A 22339-nucleotide genomic window follows, 5' to 3' on the forward strand; every position below is an offset into this window, starting at 1 on the left:
TTCAAACCTAATAAAAAAATAGCTATCCGAACCTGATTTTGGTCATTAAACTGAGAATTTCAGATGAATTTAGTTCATTTATTAATGTTTATAATAGCATTTGGTTGAGGGAATCTGCCTTTCTAAGTTGTAGTTCAAAACAACTATCAAAAAAATAAATCGTTACTTTAGGAAGATGATTTGGCACTGTCATGGGATGCAATAAATTCCCAATCAAGATGAAAATGAACCAGACATGCTGGATATATACAATAAGACAAGCATTTGAGTAGCAAGCAAACTATTGGCTGGAAAGTAGGCGCAGCATTGGTAATTGCCAATATGATTGGAACCGGCGTCTTTACCAGTCTGGGCTTTCAGCTACAAGACATAGAAAACACATGGTCTATTCTTATTCTTTGGACATTGGGGGGTGTTATGGCCATTGCCGGAGCCTTTTGCTATGCAGAAATAGGAAGTACCTTTAAGAAATCTGGCGGGGAATACGTTTTTCTCTCTAAACTGTATCACCCTATTGCTGGTTATCTGTCTGGCTGGATTTCGTTGATAATAGGATTTGCTGCCCCCATTGCCCTTGCTGCAATGGCCTTAGGAGTCTATTTAGGCAATGTCTTTCAGATAGACCCCAAAATCCTTGCACTGGCAGCCATTATACTGGTAGCCGTTGTGCACTCTTTTAGTATTAATATCAGCAGCCAGTTCCAATCCTATGCCAGTTGGTTTAAGGTATTGCTTATTCTCTTTTTAGTTGTGATGGGGGTATTATATGCACCCGATAACTCTGCTCTTAATTTTAGCAACGCCTGGCAAACCGAATTGTTTTTACCCTCTTTTGCCATAGCCTTTGTATATGTTAGTTATTCATATACCGGTTGGAATGCCGCTGCTTATATCGTTGAAGAATTTCACCAGCCAGATATCAACCTTCCTAAAGCCCTGCTAAGGGGCACTTTGATTGTGACCTTACTCTATGTGCTATTGCAATATGTTTTTCTTAAGCATGGGAGTTTAGATCAGCTTAAAGGACAGCTCGATATCGGACATGTTTTTGCAAGTGAACTTTTGGGAAGTGATGGTGCGAAAATTATTAATATTCTAATTTCTTTCTTTCTAATTTCCAGCATTAGTGCAATGACATGGGTAGGCCCAAGAGTTTCTTTTGCTATGAGTAAAGATTTAAAAATCTGGAGTTTCTTAAAGAAGAAAAATAAGAATAATCTCCCGGTAATGGCTGTCTGGTTCCAAACGGGCATAAGTATTGTTTATGTACTTACAGGAACATTTGAGAGTGTCTTGCTGTATTGTGGTTTTATATTGCAACTTGCCGCGGCCCTTACTGTTGCAGGAGTTTTCTTTGTAAGGAAAAACAAGGCCATACAAGGTAGCTACAAAGCTCCGCTTTACCCACTTTTACCCATTATTTTTACGGCCTTTAGCATATGGATACTGATCTACCTCATTATGAACCGGCCAAAGGAGTCTGGCATTGGATTGCTCATTGTTGGGATAGGATTAATCACCTACTTTATAAACCAAAAGATATCTAAACCAAAATAGGGAATGTTACTTTTTTGAAACTACCATATACACTAATTTGTACGGTTTTAAACTGTAATCTGCCACCCCCTCTTTTTCTTCATACAGCAAAATTTCAAAACCGCCTTCATCCAGAAACTTTTGTTTAATATCGTTTTCTTCACAACCAAATGTAGGTCTGTTCATCTTCATGCCGGCATCCCTGTGAAAAAATTCAAAGACGAAAAGTCCGCCCGGTTTAAGGGCCGTCTTAATTGTAGAGGTAATCCCTTCGGTCCACAAACATCCTCCATACAACCAGGTGATAAGGTCCCATTTATTTTCCCCGTAATCAAAAGTTTCAAAACTTGTAATCTCTGTTTTTAATGGAATTTGTTCTTTTTTAGCCTGTTCCACTGCGTATGCTACTGCTTCATCTGCCAGATCAAAACCCGTAACATCCCAGCCATTTCTCGCAAGGTACATAGCATTTCTCCCCTGTCCCATAGCCACACAGAGGGCCTTTCCCTTGGGTAAAGCCGCAGTGGTTTGCTTTAGGAGGTTATTCACTTCCTTATTAAAAGTATAGGCAGAATCCCTTACCAGGCTCCTGTTCCAGCGCTGGCGAATTTGTTCGTTCCGCTGCTCTATGCTTGTTGTGCTTTGCCCATTCACCATTGAGAGGAAAAGCATGCTGAATAGCAGTAAAAAAATATTCGTTTTTCTCATTTTTGGATCTTATTTAAATAGGCCCATCTTATCCTAGTTTCATAGAACGTGCAGACAGGTTATGGTTTTTAATGGGTAATTCCCGAATCCTAATTCCTGAAGCATTAAATACAGCATTGGCGACCGCCGGGGCTATCCCGGGTGTACTTGGCTCCCCTGCCCCACCCGGCCAATTATCACTTTTGATGATATAAGATTCTATGACAGGTGCCTCATTCATACGCACCATTTTATAATCATGGAAATTACTTTGTTTTACCGCGCCATTTTCTATGGTTATTTCGCCATACAAGGCAGCTGTTAGTCCGTAAATTATACCGCTTTCCATTTGCGCCCTAAAGCCATCTTCATGAAAGGCGTAGCCCGGGTCTGCCGCACAGACCACCCTATGTACCTTAAGGTTTCCATCTATTATTTCAATCTCCGCAACCTGAGCTACTATGGTGTCAAATGATTTATGAATAGCAATGCCTCGTCCCCAATTTTCTGGTAAAGCGGCTCCCCAGTTGGCCTTCTCAGCGGCCATTTCCAATACTTTTAAATATCTCGGTGCATTGGTAAGATGTGCCCTGCGAAACTCATACGGGTCTTTGTTTGCTTTATACGCCATCTCATCCATAAAAGATTCCGTAAAAAAGCCGTGCATAGAAGAATCCACACTACGCCACCAGCCCCATGGTACGTGGGTTTCACTATTAGCGTAATGAATAAACTGATTCCCTATATCATAAGGTATATGGGGCGCTTCTTCGGGGTCGTGCTTAAAGAGGAATTGGTTGTTCCATGCAGTAATTTTACCGTTTTCACCAAGGGCCGCTTTAAAACGACTGATATTTGCTTCCCGGTAATGGTCCTGACGCGTGTCTTCTTCCCGAGACCATATGAGCTTTACCGGATAGTCTACTTCCCTGGCAATCAGTGCCGCCTGTACGGCAACATCTGGCATTGCCCTCCGTCCAAATCCTCCTCCCAGATACTGATTGTGTACTACCACATTTTCAGTATCCAGTTCCAGTGCCTCTGCAACACTGGCAGCAAATCCCAACGGATTCTGGCTCCCAACCCATAATTGGCATCCATCATTGTTTACTACAGCAGTACAATTCATAGGTTCCATAGTGGCGTGTGCCAGATAAGGCACCCTGTACTCTGCTTCAATAACTTCTTTTGCTGTTTCAAGTGCATCACCCGCATTACCCTTTTTTATATCTTTTTCTTCATTTCCTTCGGCCAGGGCCTTGTCCATATCTTGGAGATACTGCCCATAGATGTCCTCAGACCCTATGGTATCATTATCTGTTTTCTCAAATGCTATATCTAATTTATTCAAGGCATTCTTAGCCAGCCAGTAGCCATCTGCAATAACAGCCACAGCATTATCCAGATTTACAATTTTCTGTACCCCGGGCATTTCGGCAATAGCATCGTCTGGTAACGGTACTAAACGGGCACCAAAAACTGGTGACGCCTTTATGGCCGCATATTTCATATTGGGTAAACTTGCATCAATACCAAAAGACGCCGTGCCATCTACCTTTGCAGGGATATCGAACCGTGGTGGGGAGGTGCCCATAATTTTAAATTCGTCTGCATTTTTAAGGCGAGGTTTTGCAGGTTGTGATAATTCAGCAGCTTGAGCAACAAAATCAGCAAAGGGTGCAGTTCTGTCACTTTCCTTATGCGATATATAACTGTCTTTTACCTCTAACTCTTCTTCTGCAACCTCCCATTTTTCTGCAGCTGCCTTAAGTAAAACAGCCCTGGCGGCAGCCCCTGCAACACGCATGGCGTACATCCCTGTAAATCTGACCGAAGCACTTCCCCCGGTAATTTGAAGATTCATTTGTTTGGTGGCAGTTAGGAATACCCCATCTATGGTTCCCAGTAAAATGGAAGGGAAATCTTTTTCTCCCATAATAAATCCTCTTGCCAATGCGTAGTTTGCATATTGCTTATCTCCGGGAGCTTCGAGCATTTTAACGGTCTTCCAATCTGCATCCATTTCGTCTGCCAGCATCATTGGAAGGGTGGTATGTGTACCCTGACCCATTTCCGCATGTGGAACTATAACCGTAATGCTGTTATCCGCAGCCAGTTTCAACCAAATATTAAGTACGGTCTCCCCTTCCCCGGCGATCATGTCTTTTACTTTCCTTGCCCGGTTTCCAGGTCGTATAGCCACCCCTAATACCAACGCACCACCGGTGATTACACCTGTGGTAATGAATGCCCTTCTAGTCCATTTCTTCATCGTTCATAATTTTAGTGGTTGCTGAATTATTCATGGCTACAGCCGCTCTCTTAATTCCTTTCCTTACTCTGGAGTACATTCCACATCTGCAGATATTTCCACTCATGGCCAAATCAATATCCTCATCAGACGGATTGGGGTTTGTAGTTAATAAGGCATGTGCCGACATTAATTGCCCCGACTGGCAATAACCGCATTGCGGCACCTGTTCATCTATCCAGGCTTGCTGAATAAGATGCAATTCGGATTCACTCGGCGCAATTCCTTCAATAGTGGTAATTTCTTTATCCACCGCTTGCTGAATAGGAGTTAAACAGGAACGGACCGCGTTTCCGTCTAGCTGCACCGTGCAAGCACCACACTGGCCTATCCCGCAACCAAATTTGGTGCCGTTTAAGCCCAATTGCTCACGTACTACCCACAATATAGGAGTAGCCGGATCCACATCTACCTCATGCACTACCTTATTTACACTAATTTTCATTTAAATTTTTTTTATTAATTATAAGCTATTCCATTGAACCATTAAAGGGTTCTCTAAAGCTACAATAAATATTGATTATGTTTTTGTCATTACTAAGTTGTCAACTAACGCATCATTAGTCCCATGCTGATGTATAACCAAACTTGTTTCCAAAAAACATAGTGATCTACCTGTTTTTCCATTTATGTATATTCTCTTCATTTTCCTCAATTTCAAACAGAAAATTGTGTTTTTTAGAGACTAGAATAGCCTTTTCTGCCATGTCAATAGCTTCATTATATTTTCCTTCAGAAGCCAGGATTTGCGACTTAAGCATCCACGGAGCGGGGTTGGGAGCTTTTAAAGCAATTGCCATATCTATATATTCCAATGCCTTCGCGGCTTCTTTACGTTCGTAAAAATGGTACTGGGCTGCTGCAGAGAAATTATACCAGCCCGACTTAACACTGCTAACTCCCTTCTCTATTTCTGCCAAAGTATGTGTATGGGCCTCTGTGGTTAGGGGTATGGATATTCTGGTGTGCTCCCAATCCATATTTAAATTACCGGAAGTTTTATCTACCCCTGTGAAACTGTAGGTACATAGTTCTATAAAATCTGCTTTTTGCGGACTAATTTCAATTCTTAAAACGTCATCTTCATTGCTGTAGTTATAGGCACCCCATTGCCCCCAATCTTTATTTAATATAACTATCCAATTATCTGCTCTCGGAATCATGAACAGGCCGTATTTTCCTGGGGCCACCTTTTGACCTCCAAATTTGATTTCATAGTTAAATGAAATCACCGTAGCCTCATTGGCACCAGCCCGCCATACTTTGTTATTAGGCACAAGGCCCCCAAAAATTGTTCGGTCCCTGACACCTGGCCTTGAGTAATCAACAGTTACTTTGCAAACGCCAATAGTCTGACTAATAGAGGCCTTTGGACTGGCCCTTGGAATCTCTACTTCCTGCGCCGTCAGTACACTGTGGCACCCAAAAGTAATTGCCAGGAAGAGTGTGGTATATATCAAACAATTTTTCATAATTACTGTCTTTTGTTTATCAGAACCCCTTATATTCTAAAAGTACCCCTTTTTTGATTTTCTGCTATACCCCATAAAAATAAATTGCTATTATATTGTACTAATGAATTGCTGATCACCAATATATCGAATTGCTATAGTGTTTTCTATCCCCTTATTCCCTAGGCATTTTAATAAATATTCCTTAAATTATAAGTCTAATACTAAGTTCTCCCTGCCTAGGTATTTCGGCATACAAAACTCTAGTTTTAATCTACCAAAAAGGTGATATGAAAATCCGGCGTCTCCTTTCCGAATTGCAGCGCAGGAACGTCTTTAAGTCCACCGTGGCTTATTTGGCGGTTAGCTGGGTTATCATCCAGATTGCATCTATCCTGTTACCGGCTTTTGATGCCCCTGCTTATGCCATGAAACTCCTAATCGCCATTTTGGGTATCGGACTTGGTTTATGGATTGTATTTTCATGGATTTATGACCTTACCCCCCAGGGATTCCAAAAGACAGGTGACTTAGAGACAGATGCAACCATTTACTCCAGTAATAGCCGAAGACTTAACCGGGTTATTTTTGGGGCAATTACGCTAGCGATTTTGTTGTTAATTGGAGCCAGTTTCTGGGCTGGAGCGCAATGGTCTAACCCGGGGGATAAGGGCCTGGATACCCGCATTGTAGTACTTCCTTTTGATATTATTGGTGATGATGAGGAAATTGCATATTTCAATGAAGGAATGACAGAATCTCTTATAGACGAATTTTCAAAAATGAGTCAGGTAACGGTACTGAATATAGCAGCGTCTCGCTACCTTGAAGCGGGGTTTAACCCTGGGAATAGTCTGGTTGTTGAGGAACTGGAAGAAATTGAATACTTTATTTCCGGTACTCTTGAAAAAAATAACAACTTGGTAAAGCTCCATATCAAGATATCAGAAGACATTGATGAACAACCTAAATGGGAAAAAGAGTATGCCAGAGACGTATCGGAGATACGTGCGTTAAGCGCTGAGGTTGTAACGGAAGTCTCAAGAGAAATAGGCATAGGCCTTAAAGCTGCAGATATACTATTACAGGCAGGAATAAAACCAGTTGTCCCTGAGACTTATGAATTGTATCTCAAAGGGAAATACTTTCTGAACAAGTCTACTATGGAAGATTGGCAGCGTGGGCTGGTTTATCTTCAGGAGGCAATAGACAGGAATGCCGCAGACCCCTATGCTTATGCCGGTTTGGCGGAAGGGTATATTACACTTGGGCATAACCTTATGCCCCCTGATGATGTATTTCCAAAAGCCCTGGCTGCGGCCAAACGCGCAATACAACTAGATTCAACTAACGCAGAAGGTTGGGCTGCCCTGTCTCAATATCACACTTATTTCGGGTGGGATTGGGATTTAGCAGAATATGCGTTTAATAAGGCAGATCAAATACATCCGAATATGGCGTATAACCATTACCACCGGGCCTGGTACTTAGCCTTGTTTGGCCGTATGGATGAGGCTATCGCAGCACATAAACGCGCCCAGGAAATAGATCCATTTTCTGCAATGCATACTGCCTGGCTGGGCTATTTATATATGATGGTGGGCGAATATGAGAAAGGACTTGCTGAAGCTGATAAAGCGTTGGCCATGCAAAATGATTACGCTTTAAGCCTTTTTGTGAAAGGCACAATCTTTATAGAAATGGGCAGGCATAAAGAGGGTCTTGAAGTATTGGAAAAAGCAGGTAAAATAAATTACGGGTGGCGCTATATGGGACAAGTTCGGGCACTTTTTAAAACAGGCAACAGGGAGAAAGCTATGAGCATTATTAAAGAAATGGAAAGCCAGGAGCCCAACTCATTCATATCTCTGTGCCTGGCATATGCTTATTTTGAAGCAGGAGATCTGGATAAAGGTTTTGAAAATTTAGCCCAGGCCAAGGAACATGCGTTTTATGCCTGGATTCGTGTTTTTATTGAAGACGAAAAGATAAAACAAGATCCGAGATATAAGCAACTCCTGGATGAACTTGGGTTACCAGATCCCTCGCCCCTTAATTATAATGGCACTACTTAGTTATTTAGATTTCCCTACCTTAGTCAGGCCAACCCCTGATCCATCCAGACAAGGAAAAGTTAAAGCTTATGATCAAATTTTTCAGGAATATCCGGAAACATCTCTTAGGCGAAAACAAAACGGGGAAATACCTTAAATATGCCATTGGCGAAATAGTCCTGGTGGTTTTGGGTATACTTATAGCCTTGCAAATTAATAACTGGAACGAAAACCGGAAAGCCAGGGGTATTGAGATAGATACACTTAAAGAACTGCGAGCAGACCTGTCTCAATGCCTGTTTGATATCACCTCTGATCAGGAGTATTTTCAATATTGCAAAAAATCTACAGAATATATACTGGAACATTTCAAAAATGAACAAGCCGCTGGTGATTCTTTGCCTTTTCACTTTGCACAGATGTATCCTTTTGCCACATTTTCTATCAACAGCACCACCTATGATAATCTGAGGCAATCTGGTGCTAATGCTATTTCCAATGATTCTATCCGACTTAAACTCTCGGATTTTTATACTCGAAGTATAAATTTGTATAAGGAGCTAGAGCAAAGATCAGTGATTGCTCATGATGAAAAATACATCACCCCAATGAAAATGTCAGAATTTAAGAGCTATTCCAATAAAGGTCTGGAACTAAAAGATTACAATTCGTTTTTTACCAATTTATATAACCAGCAAGTACTGAATAAATCAAAATTTATATTTGAAGGCTTAATGGGGTATCAAAACTACCTCATAAAAGATTTGGAAAGCCTTATTGCCCGAATAGATAAAGAAATAGCCAATAACTAACTTAGCTTCAACCCTATAAAATTACAGCTGTATGAGCGGAATGGATATCGTAATGGTAATTGCAGTGATCTTGTTTGCCCGGCTTGGGGTACGATTGGTTTCCCGATATATTAAAATGAAGAATGAAAATAAGAACAACACAGCAAAGAAAGAATAACAAGTAATATATTAGTACTATGGGCATTTTCTGGGATTTATTACAACAAGACGAATTGGATAAACAACAAAAACAGGCGGACAGCGTAGAAGACCGGGTAGCTGTTTTGGAAAAAGAATTAGAAAAGACAAGAGTCCTTTTAAAAAAGACTTTGGTAGCTCTTGAAAGTCATCTAAACCAGGATATTGATGGCGATGGCACCACTGGCTGATATAACTAATAAACAACCTTAAAAAAACAACTTTAATGAGACACTTCTTAAATACCACTTTTAAAGGCACTGCCTTTCTTTTAATATTAGCATTGGTGATTTTTAATAACTCATGTACATCTTCCCCTGAAAATGCGGATAAGGAAGAGTGGATATCGCTTTTTGACGGGACAGGAATAGACGATTGGACACCCAAGTTCGCTGGTTATGAGCTGGGGGTAAATTACAACAATACATTTGTATTTAAAGATAGCCTACTAAGTGTCCGCTATATGAAACAAGATACGTTCAGCGGAAATTTTGGTCATCTTTATCATAAGGAGAAATTTTCATACTATCGCCTAAGAGCCAAATATCGTTTTGTTGGTGAACAAATGACAGGAGGTCCGGGCTGGGCATTCAGGAATAACGGATTGATGTTGCATTGTCAGGAACCGGCTACCATAGGCCTGGAACAGGATTTCCCTATTTCATTGGAGTTGCAGTTGCTGGGAGGTGATGGTACTAATCCCAGAACAAACGCTAACCTCTGTACCCCGGGCACCAATGTTGTTAAGGGCGATACGCTCTTTACTCCACATTGTGTCAGCTCTGTTTCTGATACTTACCATGGCGACCAATGGGTAGAAGTTGAAGCCCTGGTACTGGGAGATTCACTAATCCAACACATCCTGGAAGACAAGGTAGTCATGGAATTCCGCAACCCAACCATTGGAGGTGGTTCTATCAGTGGCTACAAGGAAAGTGCCTACCAGGAAGGAGCTCCCTTAAAAGAAGGGTATATCTCTATCCAGGCTGAGACGCATCCCATCGATTTTAAATCTATTGAACTCCTGAATCTCTGCGGTTGTATGGATAAGAAAGCCAAGAATTATAAGTCGTATTACATCAAAGATGATAAGGAATCATGTATTTACTAGACTAAAACTTTAAATGAAACAGATACCTGGCTATTTGTTTCTAATGTATTCATCTAAAAATTTATATCATGAAAAAAACGATCTACATCTTAACACTACTCATTAGTGCAATTGGGTTATCCCAAAATACTACCATTGACAATCTGGTGGCCGACTTTGAAAGAAGTAAGGCCATGTCTCTGTCTTATATAGAGGCCATGCCCGAAGATCAGTTTGGATTTAAACCCACCGAAGGCGGTCGCAGTTTTGCAGAACAAATGCTACATGGAGCTCAGGGTACTATAGGTTTAAGTGCAAATGGAACAGGAGAAGTAGCTATTTACAAGGATATGAATATTGAGAAAGAAGCCGCTTTCCATACCAAAAGTGAAGTAAGAAGATTGGTCTCAGAAAGCTTCGACTTTGCAATTGCCGGGATCCAAAATATGGATGCCAGCAAATTAGAGGAAATTGTAGTACGAGGACCGTTTAAGGTAAGTCGTTTAGGCTGGATACAGAAAGCCAATGAACACGTTGGCCATCACAGAGGCCAGGCTGCCATTTACCTTAGGCTAAAAGGGATTACCCCTCCGCAATACAAGTTGTTCTGATTTGTCCGTTGTTCCTCCTGATCACAAAGTCTGGACGTTAAATAAACGCCCGCTTTGATTATGCGCTTCAGCGATACAATGCAGTTACGTTCAGATTAGTAATTTGGCCTTAAGATCGTTATACTTGTAATCCGTGTTTTCCGCACACGAATTAATGTATAATTATCCTTGAATGCTATTATTATGAAACTTGATCTCAACTTTGTACGCTCACAATTTCCTGCTTTTTCCGAACCTTCTTTACAAGGCTGGGCATTTTTTGAAAATGCTGGGGGTTCTTATCCCTGTAAGCAAGTGGTAGATAAGCTGACTTCTTTTTACACTAAAAATAAAGTACAGCCCTACTACCCATACCCAGCTTCGGCCAAGGCCGGGGAAATGATGGACACCTCCTACAAGAGAATGGCCGAATACCTGAATGTGGAAGCATCGGAAATTCATTTTGGCCCTTCCACTACTCAAAATGTATATGTACTTGCACATGCCATGCGGCCTATGTGGGCAGAAGGTGATGAAATCATAGTTTCCTGCCAGGACCACGAAGCTAATGCGGGGGCCTGGAGAAGATTGGCGGCCAGCGGGATTAAAGTAATAGAATGGCATGTAGATAAAAAAACAGGATTGCTGAGTTTAGAAGAGCTGGAGGACCTATTTTCTGAGCGTACAAAAATGGTAGCTTTTCCCCATTGTTCTAATGTCATTGGCCATATAAATCCGGTAAAAGAAATAAGTGAAAAAGCAAAGCAGCGCGGAGCACTCACCGTGGTAGACAGCGTGGGTTATGCACCACACGGATTTCCCGATATAAAAGCTATGGGAGCAGATGTCTATATGTTTTCCCTCTATAAAACCTTTGGCCCGCATTTAGGATTGATGTATGTGGATAAGGAACTAATAGGTAAAATGGAAAACCAGGCCCATTTTTTTAAAGAAGGGGTTACCAGAAGTATGCTGACCCCGGCAGGTCCTGATCATGCACAGATAGGTGCAGTAAGCGGAATATTGGATTATTTTGATGCCGTTTATGAACATCATTTTAAGGAAGAAGGAACAGCTGCTGAAAGAAACAATGCCCTAAATACATTATTCAGGGAGCATGAAACCGCCTTACTGGAAAAACTTTTGGATTTTTTAAGATCGCGAAATGATGTTCGGATAGTAGGCCCGGAATATACTGAGAGTAGATTGCCGATTGTTTCCATTCTTTCTTTAAACAAGAGCATAGAAGAAGTATATAAGATACTTACCGAGCAAAAACTAATGTTAGGCACAGGTGATTTTTATGCCGTCAGACCATTGATGGATATGGACATTGCCCTGGAGCCCGGGGTGCTGAGAATGTCTTTTGTACATTACACCAGTGAAGAAGAAATAGATCAGTTGATTGCAGGGTTAAAGAGCGCCTTGATATAATTCACTATTGAAGCATAACCAACATTACTTGCGACTTCATTTTTAGGTTAAAACTTGCTGGTAGACCTTGGCTTTTAATGCTACAGAAAGCCATATTAGCTAATGCGATATTTGTTCCTGCATGCCAACAGTGACAACAAATATTCTTCTTTATCATCAAGTACTACAGAATAAGCTAAATCTACCGTAATAGTTAAAATACGGTGCTTCCGATAATAGATATATTCGTTCGGACAGAGAATATGATGATTCGGATAGTATTCATTGTCGCTGGGATAATAGTTTACAGGAGCATTAACAGATCTTTGTATCTTATCTTAATCTCATTTGCAGTATCCCCCTCTTCTCCCGTATTGCAATTTGCATTGTTTACCCTTTTTGAATTTATAAAAATGAAACCTAAGTAAAACAACACTATTATGAAAAATGTTTTTACAATTTTATTTACATGTGTATTGAGCTTGCAATTTGCAATGGCTCAAGGAATTACAACTTACCAGTACAGGCGTGTAGCACCGGCTGATATGGATGATTATTTAAAAAGAGAAACCACCTATTGGAAAACATGGGCAGAAGCCGAGGTAAAAAAAGGTAATCTACTTTTTTGGGCCATCCTTCAAAGAATTGGAGGAATGAATCAAGAGAATGGGTCTAACATTTTAATTATCAATACATTTAAAGACATTGATAAGGGAGCAGATTGGGGAAGTGTTGATGCTATGTTCCCCAATGTAAAGATGGAGGATATCCAGACCTGGGATATTAGCACAAATAGGGCTAGTGTTTTTCTTAGGGGACTCAACCATATACAAGGAGAAAATGTGGACCCCCCCAAAGATTTTAATTTTGTCCGCATCATTTATCACAATACCAAGAACAATGGGATGCATCTTGCCTTTGAGTCGGATAAATGGAAACCAATGGTTGAAAAAGCGATGGCAGATGGCAAAACCACTATGAAGGGCTGGGGGAATTCTCAAATTATTTCTCCAGAATCTGATGATTTCCCATATTCCACTATTTCATACGACTTGTTTTCAAGTCTTCATGATGCTTTATCCCCTGCGTTTAGTGAAGATATGACGATTCCTGACGGATTTTTCGATGGTTTAAATGAAAATTACGAAGGGCCAAGAAATTCTAATGTGTTCAGAGTTGTTACCGTCGTAACACCGGAATGGTCAAAATAAGTGTTCTCAAAGAGCTGGTAATTTAAATTATAATTTTTATAAGTCTTGTGGTAAGGGTTACTAGCCAAAATACACAATAGAGCTTTTATTAACATAAAACCAGAGCGTAATCCGAAAAACTAAAGAAGTAGAAAAACGAATACCTAAAATAATGGAAAATATAATTGTACAATTCACCTTCCCTGATACCGGCATAGAGGTATATGAGGCAGTGGTGAAAGATCTTGAAAATGCAGGACTAGGGAACATTCCTGAACGACTTTATCATGTCTCTGCCAAACATGGAACCGGCTGGCATGTGACCGATGTATGGGAATCCGAAGAATCCTTTAACAAATTTGGAGAAACATTAATTCCCTTACATCTCAAGAATGGGGGAACTATGGTAGACCCACTAATACTTCGGGTGCACAATATTATTGTACCTGGCTGATATACCTTTAAATTATTAAGCGGGCAGACAATCAAATTGATAGTCTGCCCGCTTTTTGTTATTGGGAATTAGCTTAAGCCTTTGATTTAATCGGAACCACTCAGATACGTCATCAATCCCGAGAAATCCCCATATACCTGTTGGACGAGGATTTTACCTTCAGCATCAAAGTCAAATGATTCATATAGCCTGATTTTACCAGTCTTGGCAGCCGTTGAGTCAGTCGCCGACCAAGTCACTTCCCACTCGCTATAATGGCGCACTGAACCATCTGGCATTCCTGTATCCGGATTTACACCAGGTAATAACACTGGGGGATCGGTCAGCATTTTAAAGTCCATCACTTCCCAGAGTGCCTTATCGCTTTCAATCATTTCCTCCAGGGACGTAGAATCCTTTTCAACTCCAAACATAGTTTCGAGCAGACTGAAATTATCCGCATACATGGAATAGTCAAGGTTTTCATTTTGAAATCCTTTTAGATTTGCCAGCACGGTTTTAGAATTTTTTTCAAAAGCCATATCAGCAGCACTATCGGCATCAGACTCTGTTTCAGCCTTACATCCAATTAAAACGATTGCCATTAATAAGGGTACATAAAATGTTTTCATATTGTTTGAGATTAGATTATTATTTTGTTAAGATAGTGCATTTTGTTCGCTCGGGGTCTTATCTTCAACAATCATTCCGTCGGTAATTAATGTTCAATCTAAGTGCTGAACTTTCCCAATTGAAGTTTATCGAACATTAAACCAAAATTAGTCTATAGCTGTAGATTTGCCTGTTAGTTATCGGATAAAATCACGAATTGCCCTTACCAGATACGTTCTATGTGCCAGCTCCTTATTGTAATGATAAGATGTATTGCCATCACTAAATCTTAAAAGCCTTGCCTGGTGCTCATCGTAGTCCGTAGCACTCCAATACAGCGAATTTGCAAATTCGCCCTGGTTAGATGCTCCTCGACCAATATTGCGGTACATTGTTGCCAATTCTTCAAAAGAGGGTAACCGCCATTGGTCACCGAGTTGTTCATGAATTTTTATTGCCTCGTTCCAGGTCATTGGGCCAGCGTCTTCCAGTTGTGCAATCTTACCTGTTTTCCCTGCTCCATCTATAGTAAAAACTATTCCCCCTTCAAAGAGGTCCCCTATCTCCAGTTTTGACAAAGATGTTTCACTCTTAACTGTTTCGCTTTCTTTAGCAGGCGCAGATAAAGCATCATTTACGGCATTTATATTTTCCGAAGGTGGTACTGGCAATTGTTCTTCTTTAAGGTTGTTTGTCCCTGAAAAAATCCATACTCCCAGGAGGATGATTAATATAATTCCCAGAACCACTACCCCAACTCTTTTTAAACTACCATATTTGCCCTGCTGTTCTTCATTCGAAGAAACAGAACCAATGTTAGTATTTTCAGAGCGCTTCTCTTCTTTTATATTTCTGCTGTTTTCAGTTTCTTTGTCGCGCCTTTTCTCCTCTTCTATCCTTTTAGCAGCGGCGGCAGCCGCATTGATTCTGTTCTCTTCATCTCTTTTTTCCGCTGCCGTTATTTGTCTTTGTTCTTCCTCTATTATTTTTTGTGCCTCCGCTGCTTGCCTGATTTTGCTCTCCTCCCCTGTCTTTCCTGGAGGACCTTCTTCATTAAAACTGATCTCCAATTGTTCTTCTTCTGCAGTAGCAACTTTCTCATCTTCATCTTTCACCGTGAACGACTGATCGGGGCTTATGCCAATAGAAGCAATCACTTTTTTAATACTTGCAGCAACGCTGTTATATCCCAATTCTGGCACCTCCCATTCGCTTATAGGCTTTCCTACCTCTGGTAAAACTTGTAGTTCGCTAAGTTTAAAATCGTAATCATCCGATTTAAACTCGATATCCCAGTTGCATTTATCAATAATTATGGGAAGCACCCTAGCCTTATCCTCCTTATAACGGTCTATCACCAATTTAAACTCCAGTTGCTTAATAAACTCAGAATGCATAAAATGATCACTTATCAAAAGGAGAAATACATCAGCCTGTTGAATTAGAGAAGCATTTTGAGGTTTCCACATTTGGCCGGGAAGAATGGGATCATCCTGCCATACAGCTAAATTGTAATCCTCCATCAAATCTTTTAAATGATGCAAAAGATGCAGCAGTACATCTTTGTCTTCCGAGAAATAGATTATGGATATTTTGGTCTTCCTACCCATTTCATTTACATCTTAGTCATCAATAAATATGATATGTTGCATGGGACGGCCTGAAGTTTATCGGCTTCATTTGTTCTTTCCCCAATATAAAGAATATAATTGTTAATGCCTAGCAACCAGATGTTTGAAATATAACTCCCCATCTTGTCTGCAATGGTTTAGGACATTATTGGTCCTGTCCGTTGCAAGATGGGAAGTCTCACCTTATTTTTTGTATTTTTAGGTAATGAATTTCAACGACTATTTTAATGAGCTTAAAAGACGGAATGTCATTAAGTCTGCAATAGCTTATTTAGTAGTGGCCTGGTTGGTAACCCAGGTACTTTCTATAGTATTGCCAGCGTTCGGGGCACCGGATTATCTTCTAAAATGGTCCCTGGTACTATTGGCAATTGGATTTCCCATATGGCTGAGTTTTGCCTGGGTGTATGAGTTTACCCCTGAGGGATTAAAGAAAACAATTGATGTTGAACCAGATCAATCTATTTCAAATAAAACCGGTTCCCGTCTCAATAGACTAATCATTACCACACTTACTCTTGCCATTATCGTACTACTGGTTGATAGGTTTACAAGAGATGATGCACAGGTGGTAGAGTTTGGCGATAAGTCCATTGCTGTAATGGCTTTTGCGGATATGAGTCCTAAGCAGGATCATGAGTATTTCTCTGACGGAATAAGCGAGGAATTATTAAATCTCCTTGCAAAAATTCCAGAACTAAAAGTAATCAGCCGCACCTCATCATTTTCATATAAAGGAAAGGACGCCAAGGCTACGGAGATCGGAGACGAACTTAAAGTTTCTCATATTCTGGAAGGGAGTATCCGAAAAGCAGGAGACATGATACGGGTTACAGCCCAGTTGATCAATACGAATGACGGTGCCCACGTATGGTCTCATACCTACGATCGTAAACTTGACGGTATTTTTAAGATTCAGGATGAGATTGCGGCAGAGGTTGGCAAAGAGTTAAAGCTGTCATTGCTAGATGATCCGTTGAAATCCAGGGTAGTAGATTCAGAGGCCTATAATTTATATCTTCAGGCCAGACATCTTATCAACCAAAATACCAAAGACGCTTACATTGAGGCAGAAGCTAAAGTGAAAGCATCTATAGCACTGGATGCTACCTATGCTGCGTCCTGGCGTTTACTTGCAGGAATATATGATACGGGCACATATAATTTCAGTATATACGAACCAAAAGAGGGCATCCCCTTGGGACTTGAAGCGATAAAAAAGGCCATTGCAATTGATCCTGATTCTGGATATGCATATGCCACATTAGCAAGTTTGCAGGAACTGGCCTGGGATTTTGAAGCTTCGGCAAAAAACATGGACAAGGCACTGGATTTACTTCCCAATGATGGAATTATATTGGGCACTGCTGCAAATAAAACCTTTGGAGACCTTGATAAGTCAGTAGACTATCTAAAAAAAGCAATTGAGTTAGATCCCCTGGTTTATGTTAATTACTTTAATCTTGGTCATGCCTACTACAGGTTAAATCGCCTGGATGAGGCAGAAAAGGCCTTTCAGACATTTGGATTATATTATCCCAATTGGGAGATTTATCATTTTATGATTACAAGAATTCGATTAGCCCAAAACAGAAATGACGAAGCCCTGGAAGCAATAGAAAAGGAAAAACACGAATTTTTCAGCCTTTATGGGCGCAATTTCGTCTTATATGCCTTGAATAGAACAGAAGAAGCTGATGCATTGTTCGAAGTCTTCCTTGAAAAATATAGCGCAACGGATCCCGCCAATATTGCTGATTTATATGCGTTCAGAGGAAATTACGAAGCATCTTTTAAATGGCTGAACAGGGCTTTTGAAGTTAAAGACCCGGTTTTAATTGAGGCGTTGACATATCCATCTTTTAAACCTATGTATAGTGATTCTCGCTGGTCTAATTTAATAGACAAAATAGGGTTACCTGCAGATCATGGATATCCAATGAATTAACATTCCTGTTCCTTATTCATGTTATTTTAATACGAGCTAACTTAAGTAAATTTAGCCGTTGTCCTAAAATTTTAAATTATAGCCTATTTTGCATATATCCTTACTACTTTGCTGCCATGTCTCATATAATTAAAAACAAAAAGCTGGAAATTTTAATCGCCCTGCCCGAAGAACACTATAGTTTTTCACGATTCGACTGGACAGGCAAAATAACCAAAGTAAAATTTCAGAACAAACCCGTAACTACAATTGAACAAACAGATGGTGAAAATCCGCATCAAGTGGGTAAGGGCTTCTACAATGAATTTGGAATTGAGACCCCCGTAGGCTTTGATGAGGCGCCCGTTGGAGGCTGGTTCCATAAGATAGGAGTGGGATTATTAAAGAAAGAGGACGAGCAGTATCTGTTTAGCAAAAAATATGAGATAAAACCTGGAAAATTTGAATACACCCTTAATCCCAAGAGTATAATAATGCGCTGTATATCTGAATATTGTAATGGATATGCATATATCTTAGAAAAAGAGATTAGGTTAGAAGAAAGTGGTTTCACCATTAATTATACGCTGCAGAATACCGGGGATAAATCTATTATTACAGACGAATACGTTCATAATTTTACTGCGCTTAACAATACGCCAATAGGGCGTGATTATGTGCTAAAATTTCCTTTCAATTTAAGGCCCGGGGCCTCTGGGGAAATCGTCAATCCGGACAACAAAGTGGAAATAGGCCTAAATAAGGTTAAGTTTAACGGTACACCAAATGTCCCCTTCTTTTACAGCCAACTTTCCGGTGATACTGAAGTAAAAGCTAATTGGGAATTAAAGCACCTGAAAAATACAATGCGGATCTCTGAAACCGGCAGTTTTTTAACCAAGAAGGTAAACCTCTGGGGGTGTAAGCATGTAATAAGTCCGGAGTTATTTTTTGATATTTCCCTTGGATCAGGGGAATCTGTTGCCTGGTCGCGCAGATATTCTATTGATAGTTTCTAATATAAATGTACTGTGGAATGGCAACAGCGGCATTAATATATATCTGGTTCTCAATAAGGATAAAAAAGTGTATTTTCCCTGCTGATTCACTTTAAGATCAAAGCTTATGAAAATTTTCTGGAGTATAATTAGATTGATTTTTGCTGCATTTATGATATATGCGGGTGTTCAACACCTTTTAAAACCGGATTTTTACGAGCCGTTTGTTCCTTCCTTTTTGCCCTTCACCACCGCCATTATATATGCCTCTGGCATTCTAGAGATACTACTGGGGGTACTTTTGTTAATACCAAAATATGCAAAACTGGGCGCCATGGGATTACTATTGCTTATGCTGATCTTCTTACCCATACACATATGGGATGTTTTTGCAGATTCCCCGGCTATAGGAAGCCAAAAAGCGGCTTTAATAAGGCTTCCGGTGCAATTCCTGTTTATCGGTATAGCCTGGAAACTAAAGGCTACGCTTAGCCGTTAGAACCTTATAAATTAGAATAGTTGTTATTTTTTAAAATGAAGTAGTTATCCTTTCTTAAGATGTGAATGGGATGCTGCATTGCCCGCGGAAGCAATATTGGAAGGGTGTTTTTTATATACATCACGAATCACCTTGTACAAGTCTGGTATTACAGTGCCTGCAATTTTAGATTGGTTATTCAGAAGCACACAAATCCCAAGATCGGCCTCCGGAAAAACCGCAATTTCATTTCGGTAGTTATTTACACTGCCCCCATGGTGCCAAATGGTTTTCTCCTGCTTGGTATCATCTTCTTTAAATTTATGTATCCGCCACCCAAAGGCGTAATACGATGATAAGTGCCCGGGCCAGCGATGATAATATTTACTCCGCCCTTTAATTTCTATAAATGGGTTAAACGCTTCCGCTAATGCAGATTTACTCATAACCTCTGGGTTGTGACCCAGTAAAAATCGCATCCATCTTGCCATATCCAGAGCACTGGCATTTATGCCTCCTGCTGCAATTGCATTGAAATAGCTCTTTGTCAGCCTCTTGGCCCTCCATCCATAACGTCTCGGTGTATGAGGCAAAGCAACATTTTCTGTCTGCACCAGGGCCTCATAATCCATAGTGGTGGAACACATCTCCAGAGGCTTAAAAAACCGGTCTTCAAGAGAAGTGTTAATTTTTTTGCCGGTGGCCTTGTACATAATCTCTTCAGAAAGGGCAAATAATGCATTCTGATAGCTATACAAGGATCCGGGATTACTTATTGGCCTAACCTCTTTAAAATGTTTGGCAATATCTGTAAGCGGTAAGCCGGCTTCTACCAGATTAGTAAAACTGTGGTAAGGAGCACCTGATGTATGAGATAAAATATTGGCCAGGGTAATTTTTTGGGTATTGATAAGATCTCCCAATTGAAAATCCGGAAGGTAATCGCTAACCCTGTCTTCCCAATTTAACTTGCCTTCATCCTTTAAATTGGCGGCTAGAACCCCCGCAAATCCCTTAGATAAGGACCCCAGTCTAAATACCGTCTGATCGTCTACCCGGTCTTCAAGGTTTATGTTCCTTTTGCCATAGCCTTCTGATATAATAATAGAATCTCCCTTTACGATACTTAGTCCGGCACCAACAACATCCCCATTCGCAATAGCTTTTTCAAAATAGGCATTTACAGCAACTTGTAATTCGTGCTGTTGCAAATGGTATAACCTCAACTGCTCCTCACTAAATACTGGTTTTTTGGTTACTTCCTTTGTATTTGCAATGATTGGGGCATCGGATGAAAACTGATAACCTATGCCAATAGTTAGAGCCAGAAGCATAAGAAATAAAATAGACAGACCTTTTGGGACCTTGAATCGTTGCATGCGTTGGGTTTACTGCTTTATGGTTTTGGCAGGTTGAATATAGTATTATATAAGATATTAACCGATTAAAGCGGCTATTATTATGTATTTCATCGAATTTTTAACTTATTAAATAGCCTTTCAAAAGCTAATATTTTTCAATTGCTAAGGGGTCTTAGAAAATTTTGACAGGCATATTCGCCAATTTTCACCCCTAAATTATTACCCTCCACGGAATCATATCTAAAATGAATCCCCAAATAGAGTCTTGACATTGCTCCTTCCAGACCTGCTTCAGAAAAACTATTAAAACTGCGTTCGGGCGGGTCCATTTTTACTTTTTCGGACATTGGACCGGAAATCTCTACCTCCGGAACTTTCATTGTAAATTTGTAGTCATCTCCCATTCCCAGGGTGTTGGCCAATACTGCCATACTTGAACCACTGCCAGAACCATGAGCTGAAGGGTAGGAAGGAAAGGCATAGGTATGGTTGTGAAGTGTATTCCAGGTGGTATCGGCTTCTGTATCGGGATTACCATCATTGGCCGCCCATCTAATAGCCGTATACGGTCTCCAATGATTATAGAAAAACTTGTTGTCAAAAACACAGACATAGGCATCGTAGATGGTCATATTAAGCAATGCAAATGACCTGGTAGCTGTCCATAAGTCTATTTGCTCTTTCGATACAAGACTCGTAGCCAGCCTATTCATTGAAATCTCGACAAATTCTTTCCACCACATGGCGTAATGGGCCTGATCTGCTGTTCTGGTCTTACTTGTACTTCCACCCACTTCCTTTACCTCATTAAAGGCCTTTGTATAATCTGCACTGTTGATCTCTGGTGGCGGTGGGACCCTGAATTGATCAGAACTTTTAAGCATAAAAGTTCTTGCCCTGGACCATCCCGCTCCAAAAATAAACCCCTCTGGAGTGCCACTGTGTTCACTGAATTCTGCATACACCCCCGGAGCCATAGGATGCCAGGTGTATTCTGCCTCCTCATTATAGGTATCACCCTTTCGCATACCAAGGATGGACGTGGCAGTAGCCTTTCCAAGGCGAATCCCTTCTTGTTTGGCACTCCCCTCTTCTACTGTTTTTAACCATTTTGCCAGCTCTCTATCCAATTCGGACTGCCGATCCGGATACTGGCTTAAAGCTACCTCATATGCAGCCTGGGATACCGCGGCAATAGGGTTTGCTTCGCTGGCAGTACCCTTATAGGCGTATCGCTCATATTTAGGTACTATTGTGTTGAGTGCGTCGTGCATTGCTACATGCATCATTGCGGTGGTGCGTACCCCTTTTAGGGTAAAGAGGTTATCTTCGGCAATAGCATAATCTATTACTTTCTTGTTCCAGACCCCGACGAGCTCAGCAGAATAACTATCTGCATTTTTCTTCTGAGCCAAACAGCTCATAAAAAGCAGAGGTACTATTATAAATCCCAGAATGGCTAACGGTTGTTTAAGTGTAATTTTCATAATAGGTGAAATTAATTTGTACACAATATTAGAAAATATCTAATTCCGAAAATGTTCCAGGAATATCAAATGATATACTAAAAACCTCAGCTCAACAGAAT

21 protein-coding genes are annotated in these 22339 nt (G+C 40.5%); 13 read left to right on the top strand and 8 right to left on the bottom strand.

Annotated features, from left to right (window positions below):
- Positions 1–264: 264 nt before the first annotated feature.
- The gene (locus tag J1G40_RS04065) at positions 265–1557 is read left to right on the top strand and encodes an APC family permease (RefSeq protein ID WP_265241218.1); all 1293 of its coding nucleotides are present in this window, start codon (positions 265–267) and stop codon (positions 1555–1557) included.
- A gap of 6 nt (positions 1558–1563) precedes the next feature.
- On the opposite strand, the gene J1G40_RS04070 is transcribed toward J1G40_RS04065, so the two are convergent.
- The 4 genes from J1G40_RS04070 to J1G40_RS04085 form a co-directional block, all read right to left on the bottom strand.
- Entirely contained in the window at positions 1564–2244 is a 681-nt protein-coding gene (locus J1G40_RS04070) for a class I SAM-dependent methyltransferase (RefSeq protein WP_265241220.1), read from the bottom strand.
- 28 nt (positions 2245–2272) lie between these two features.
- Positions 2273–4495 carry a xanthine dehydrogenase family protein molybdopterin-binding subunit gene (locus tag J1G40_RS04075; RefSeq protein ID WP_265241221.1) on the bottom strand — a complete coding sequence of 741 codons (2223 nt, stop codon included), beginning with the start codon at positions 4493–4495 and terminating at the stop codon, positions 2273–2275.
- Positions 4479–4979, bottom strand: coding sequence for a (2Fe-2S)-binding protein (locus J1G40_RS04080; RefSeq protein WP_265241222.1), 501 nt, complete (start codon positions 4977–4979; stop codon positions 4479–4481). Before J1G40_RS04080 ends, J1G40_RS04075 begins: the two co-directional genes overlap by 17 nt.
- A gap of 166 nt (positions 4980–5145) precedes the next feature.
- Positions 5146–6006 carry a DUF2911 domain-containing protein gene (locus J1G40_RS04085; protein ID WP_265241223.1) on the bottom strand — a complete coding sequence of 287 codons (861 nt, stop codon included), beginning with the start codon at positions 6004–6006 and terminating at the stop codon, positions 5146–5148.
- A 269-nt stretch (positions 6007–6275) separates the two neighbouring features.
- Here J1G40_RS04085 and J1G40_RS04090 point away from each other — a divergent pair, with 269 nt between their 5' ends.
- The 9 genes from J1G40_RS04090 to J1G40_RS04130 all read left to right on the top strand — a co-directional run bounded on the left by J1G40_RS04090 (position 6276) and on the right by J1G40_RS04130 (position 13765).
- On the top strand, positions 6276–8060 hold the full coding sequence (locus tag J1G40_RS04090; protein ID WP_265241225.1) for a hypothetical protein: 1785 nt from the start codon (positions 6276–6278) through the stop codon (positions 8058–8060).
- 68 nt (positions 8061–8128) lie between these two features.
- Positions 8129–8851: a DUF6090 family protein gene (locus tag J1G40_RS04095; RefSeq protein WP_265241227.1), complete on the top strand. Its 723-nt coding sequence runs from the start codon at positions 8129–8131 to the stop codon at positions 8849–8851.
- Positions 8852–8882: 31 nt separating this feature from the next.
- Positions 8883–9008, top strand: a complete 126-nt coding sequence (locus J1G40_RS04100) for a hypothetical protein (RefSeq protein WP_265241228.1) — start codon at positions 8883–8885, stop codon at positions 9006–9008.
- Positions 9009–9027: 19 nt separating this feature from the next.
- On the top strand, positions 9028–9219 hold the full coding sequence (locus tag J1G40_RS04105) for a hypothetical protein (RefSeq protein WP_265241230.1): 192 nt from the start codon (positions 9028–9030) through the stop codon (positions 9217–9219).
- A gap of 35 nt (positions 9220–9254) precedes the next feature.
- A complete protein-coding gene (locus J1G40_RS04110) occupies positions 9255–10139 on the top strand; it encodes a DUF1080 domain-containing protein (protein ID WP_265241233.1) in 885 nt (294 codons plus the stop codon).
- A 68-nt stretch (positions 10140–10207) separates the two neighbouring features.
- Positions 10208–10729: a DinB family protein gene (locus J1G40_RS04115; RefSeq protein ID WP_265241235.1), complete on the top strand. Its 522-nt coding sequence runs from the start codon at positions 10208–10210 to the stop codon at positions 10727–10729.
- Positions 10730–10912: 183 nt separating this feature from the next.
- Entirely contained in the window at positions 10913–12142 is a 1230-nt protein-coding gene (locus tag J1G40_RS04120) for an aminotransferase class V-fold PLP-dependent enzyme (protein WP_265241237.1), read from the top strand.
- 419 nt (positions 12143–12561) lie between these two features.
- Complete coding sequence (locus tag J1G40_RS04125; RefSeq protein WP_265241239.1) at positions 12562–13332, top strand: hypothetical protein; 771 nt, start codon at positions 12562–12564, stop codon at positions 13330–13332.
- A gap of 151 nt (positions 13333–13483) precedes the next feature.
- Positions 13484–13765 (top strand): hypothetical protein, encoded by a 282-nt coding sequence (locus J1G40_RS04130; RefSeq protein ID WP_265241240.1) that lies wholly within the window; start codon positions 13484–13486, stop codon positions 13763–13765.
- 86 nt (positions 13766–13851) lie between these two features.
- On the opposite strand, the gene J1G40_RS04135 is transcribed toward J1G40_RS04130, so the two are convergent.
- Together J1G40_RS04135 and J1G40_RS04140 are read right to left on the bottom strand one after the other, a co-directional pair.
- Positions 13852–14376 carry a hypothetical protein gene (locus J1G40_RS04135; protein ID WP_265241241.1) on the bottom strand — a complete coding sequence of 175 codons (525 nt, stop codon included), beginning with the start codon at positions 14374–14376 and terminating at the stop codon, positions 13852–13854.
- Positions 14377–14553: 177 nt separating this feature from the next.
- Positions 14554–15966: a TIR domain-containing protein gene (locus J1G40_RS04140; RefSeq protein WP_265241242.1), complete on the bottom strand. Its 1413-nt coding sequence runs from the start codon at positions 15964–15966 to the stop codon at positions 14554–14556.
- A 226-nt stretch (positions 15967–16192) separates the two neighbouring features.
- Here J1G40_RS04140 and J1G40_RS04145 point away from each other — a divergent pair, with 226 nt between their 5' ends.
- The 3 genes from J1G40_RS04145 (at position 16193) to J1G40_RS04155 (ending at position 19411) form a co-directional block, all read left to right on the top strand.
- Complete coding sequence (locus tag J1G40_RS04145) at positions 16193–17935, top strand: tetratricopeptide repeat protein (protein WP_265241244.1); 1743 nt, start codon at positions 16193–16195, stop codon at positions 17933–17935.
- Positions 17936–18051: 116 nt separating this feature from the next.
- Positions 18052–18933: a hypothetical protein gene (locus J1G40_RS04150; RefSeq protein WP_265241246.1), complete on the top strand. Its 882-nt coding sequence runs from the start codon at positions 18052–18054 to the stop codon at positions 18931–18933.
- Between the two features lie 106 nt (positions 18934–19039).
- Complete coding sequence (locus J1G40_RS04155) at positions 19040–19411, top strand: MauE/DoxX family redox-associated membrane protein (protein ID WP_265241248.1); 372 nt, start codon at positions 19040–19042, stop codon at positions 19409–19411.
- Between the two features lie 44 nt (positions 19412–19455).
- Here the strand turns inward: J1G40_RS04155 and J1G40_RS04160 are convergent, their stop codons facing one another.
- Both J1G40_RS04160 and J1G40_RS04165 read right to left on the bottom strand, forming a co-directional pair.
- Positions 19456–20769 carry a serine hydrolase domain-containing protein gene (locus tag J1G40_RS04160; RefSeq protein ID WP_265241249.1) on the bottom strand — a complete coding sequence of 438 codons (1314 nt, stop codon included), beginning with the start codon at positions 20767–20769 and terminating at the stop codon, positions 19456–19458.
- A gap of 137 nt (positions 20770–20906) precedes the next feature.
- Entirely contained in the window at positions 20907–22238 is a 1332-nt protein-coding gene (locus J1G40_RS04165) for a vanadium-dependent haloperoxidase (protein WP_265241250.1), read from the bottom strand.
- Between the last annotated feature and the right edge of the window lie 101 nt (positions 22239–22339).

It is taken from the genome of Muriicola sp. Z0-33 (assembly GCF_026126425.1).
Taxonomy (GTDB): domain Bacteria; phylum Bacteroidota; class Bacteroidia; order Flavobacteriales; family Flavobacteriaceae; genus JAFMPW01.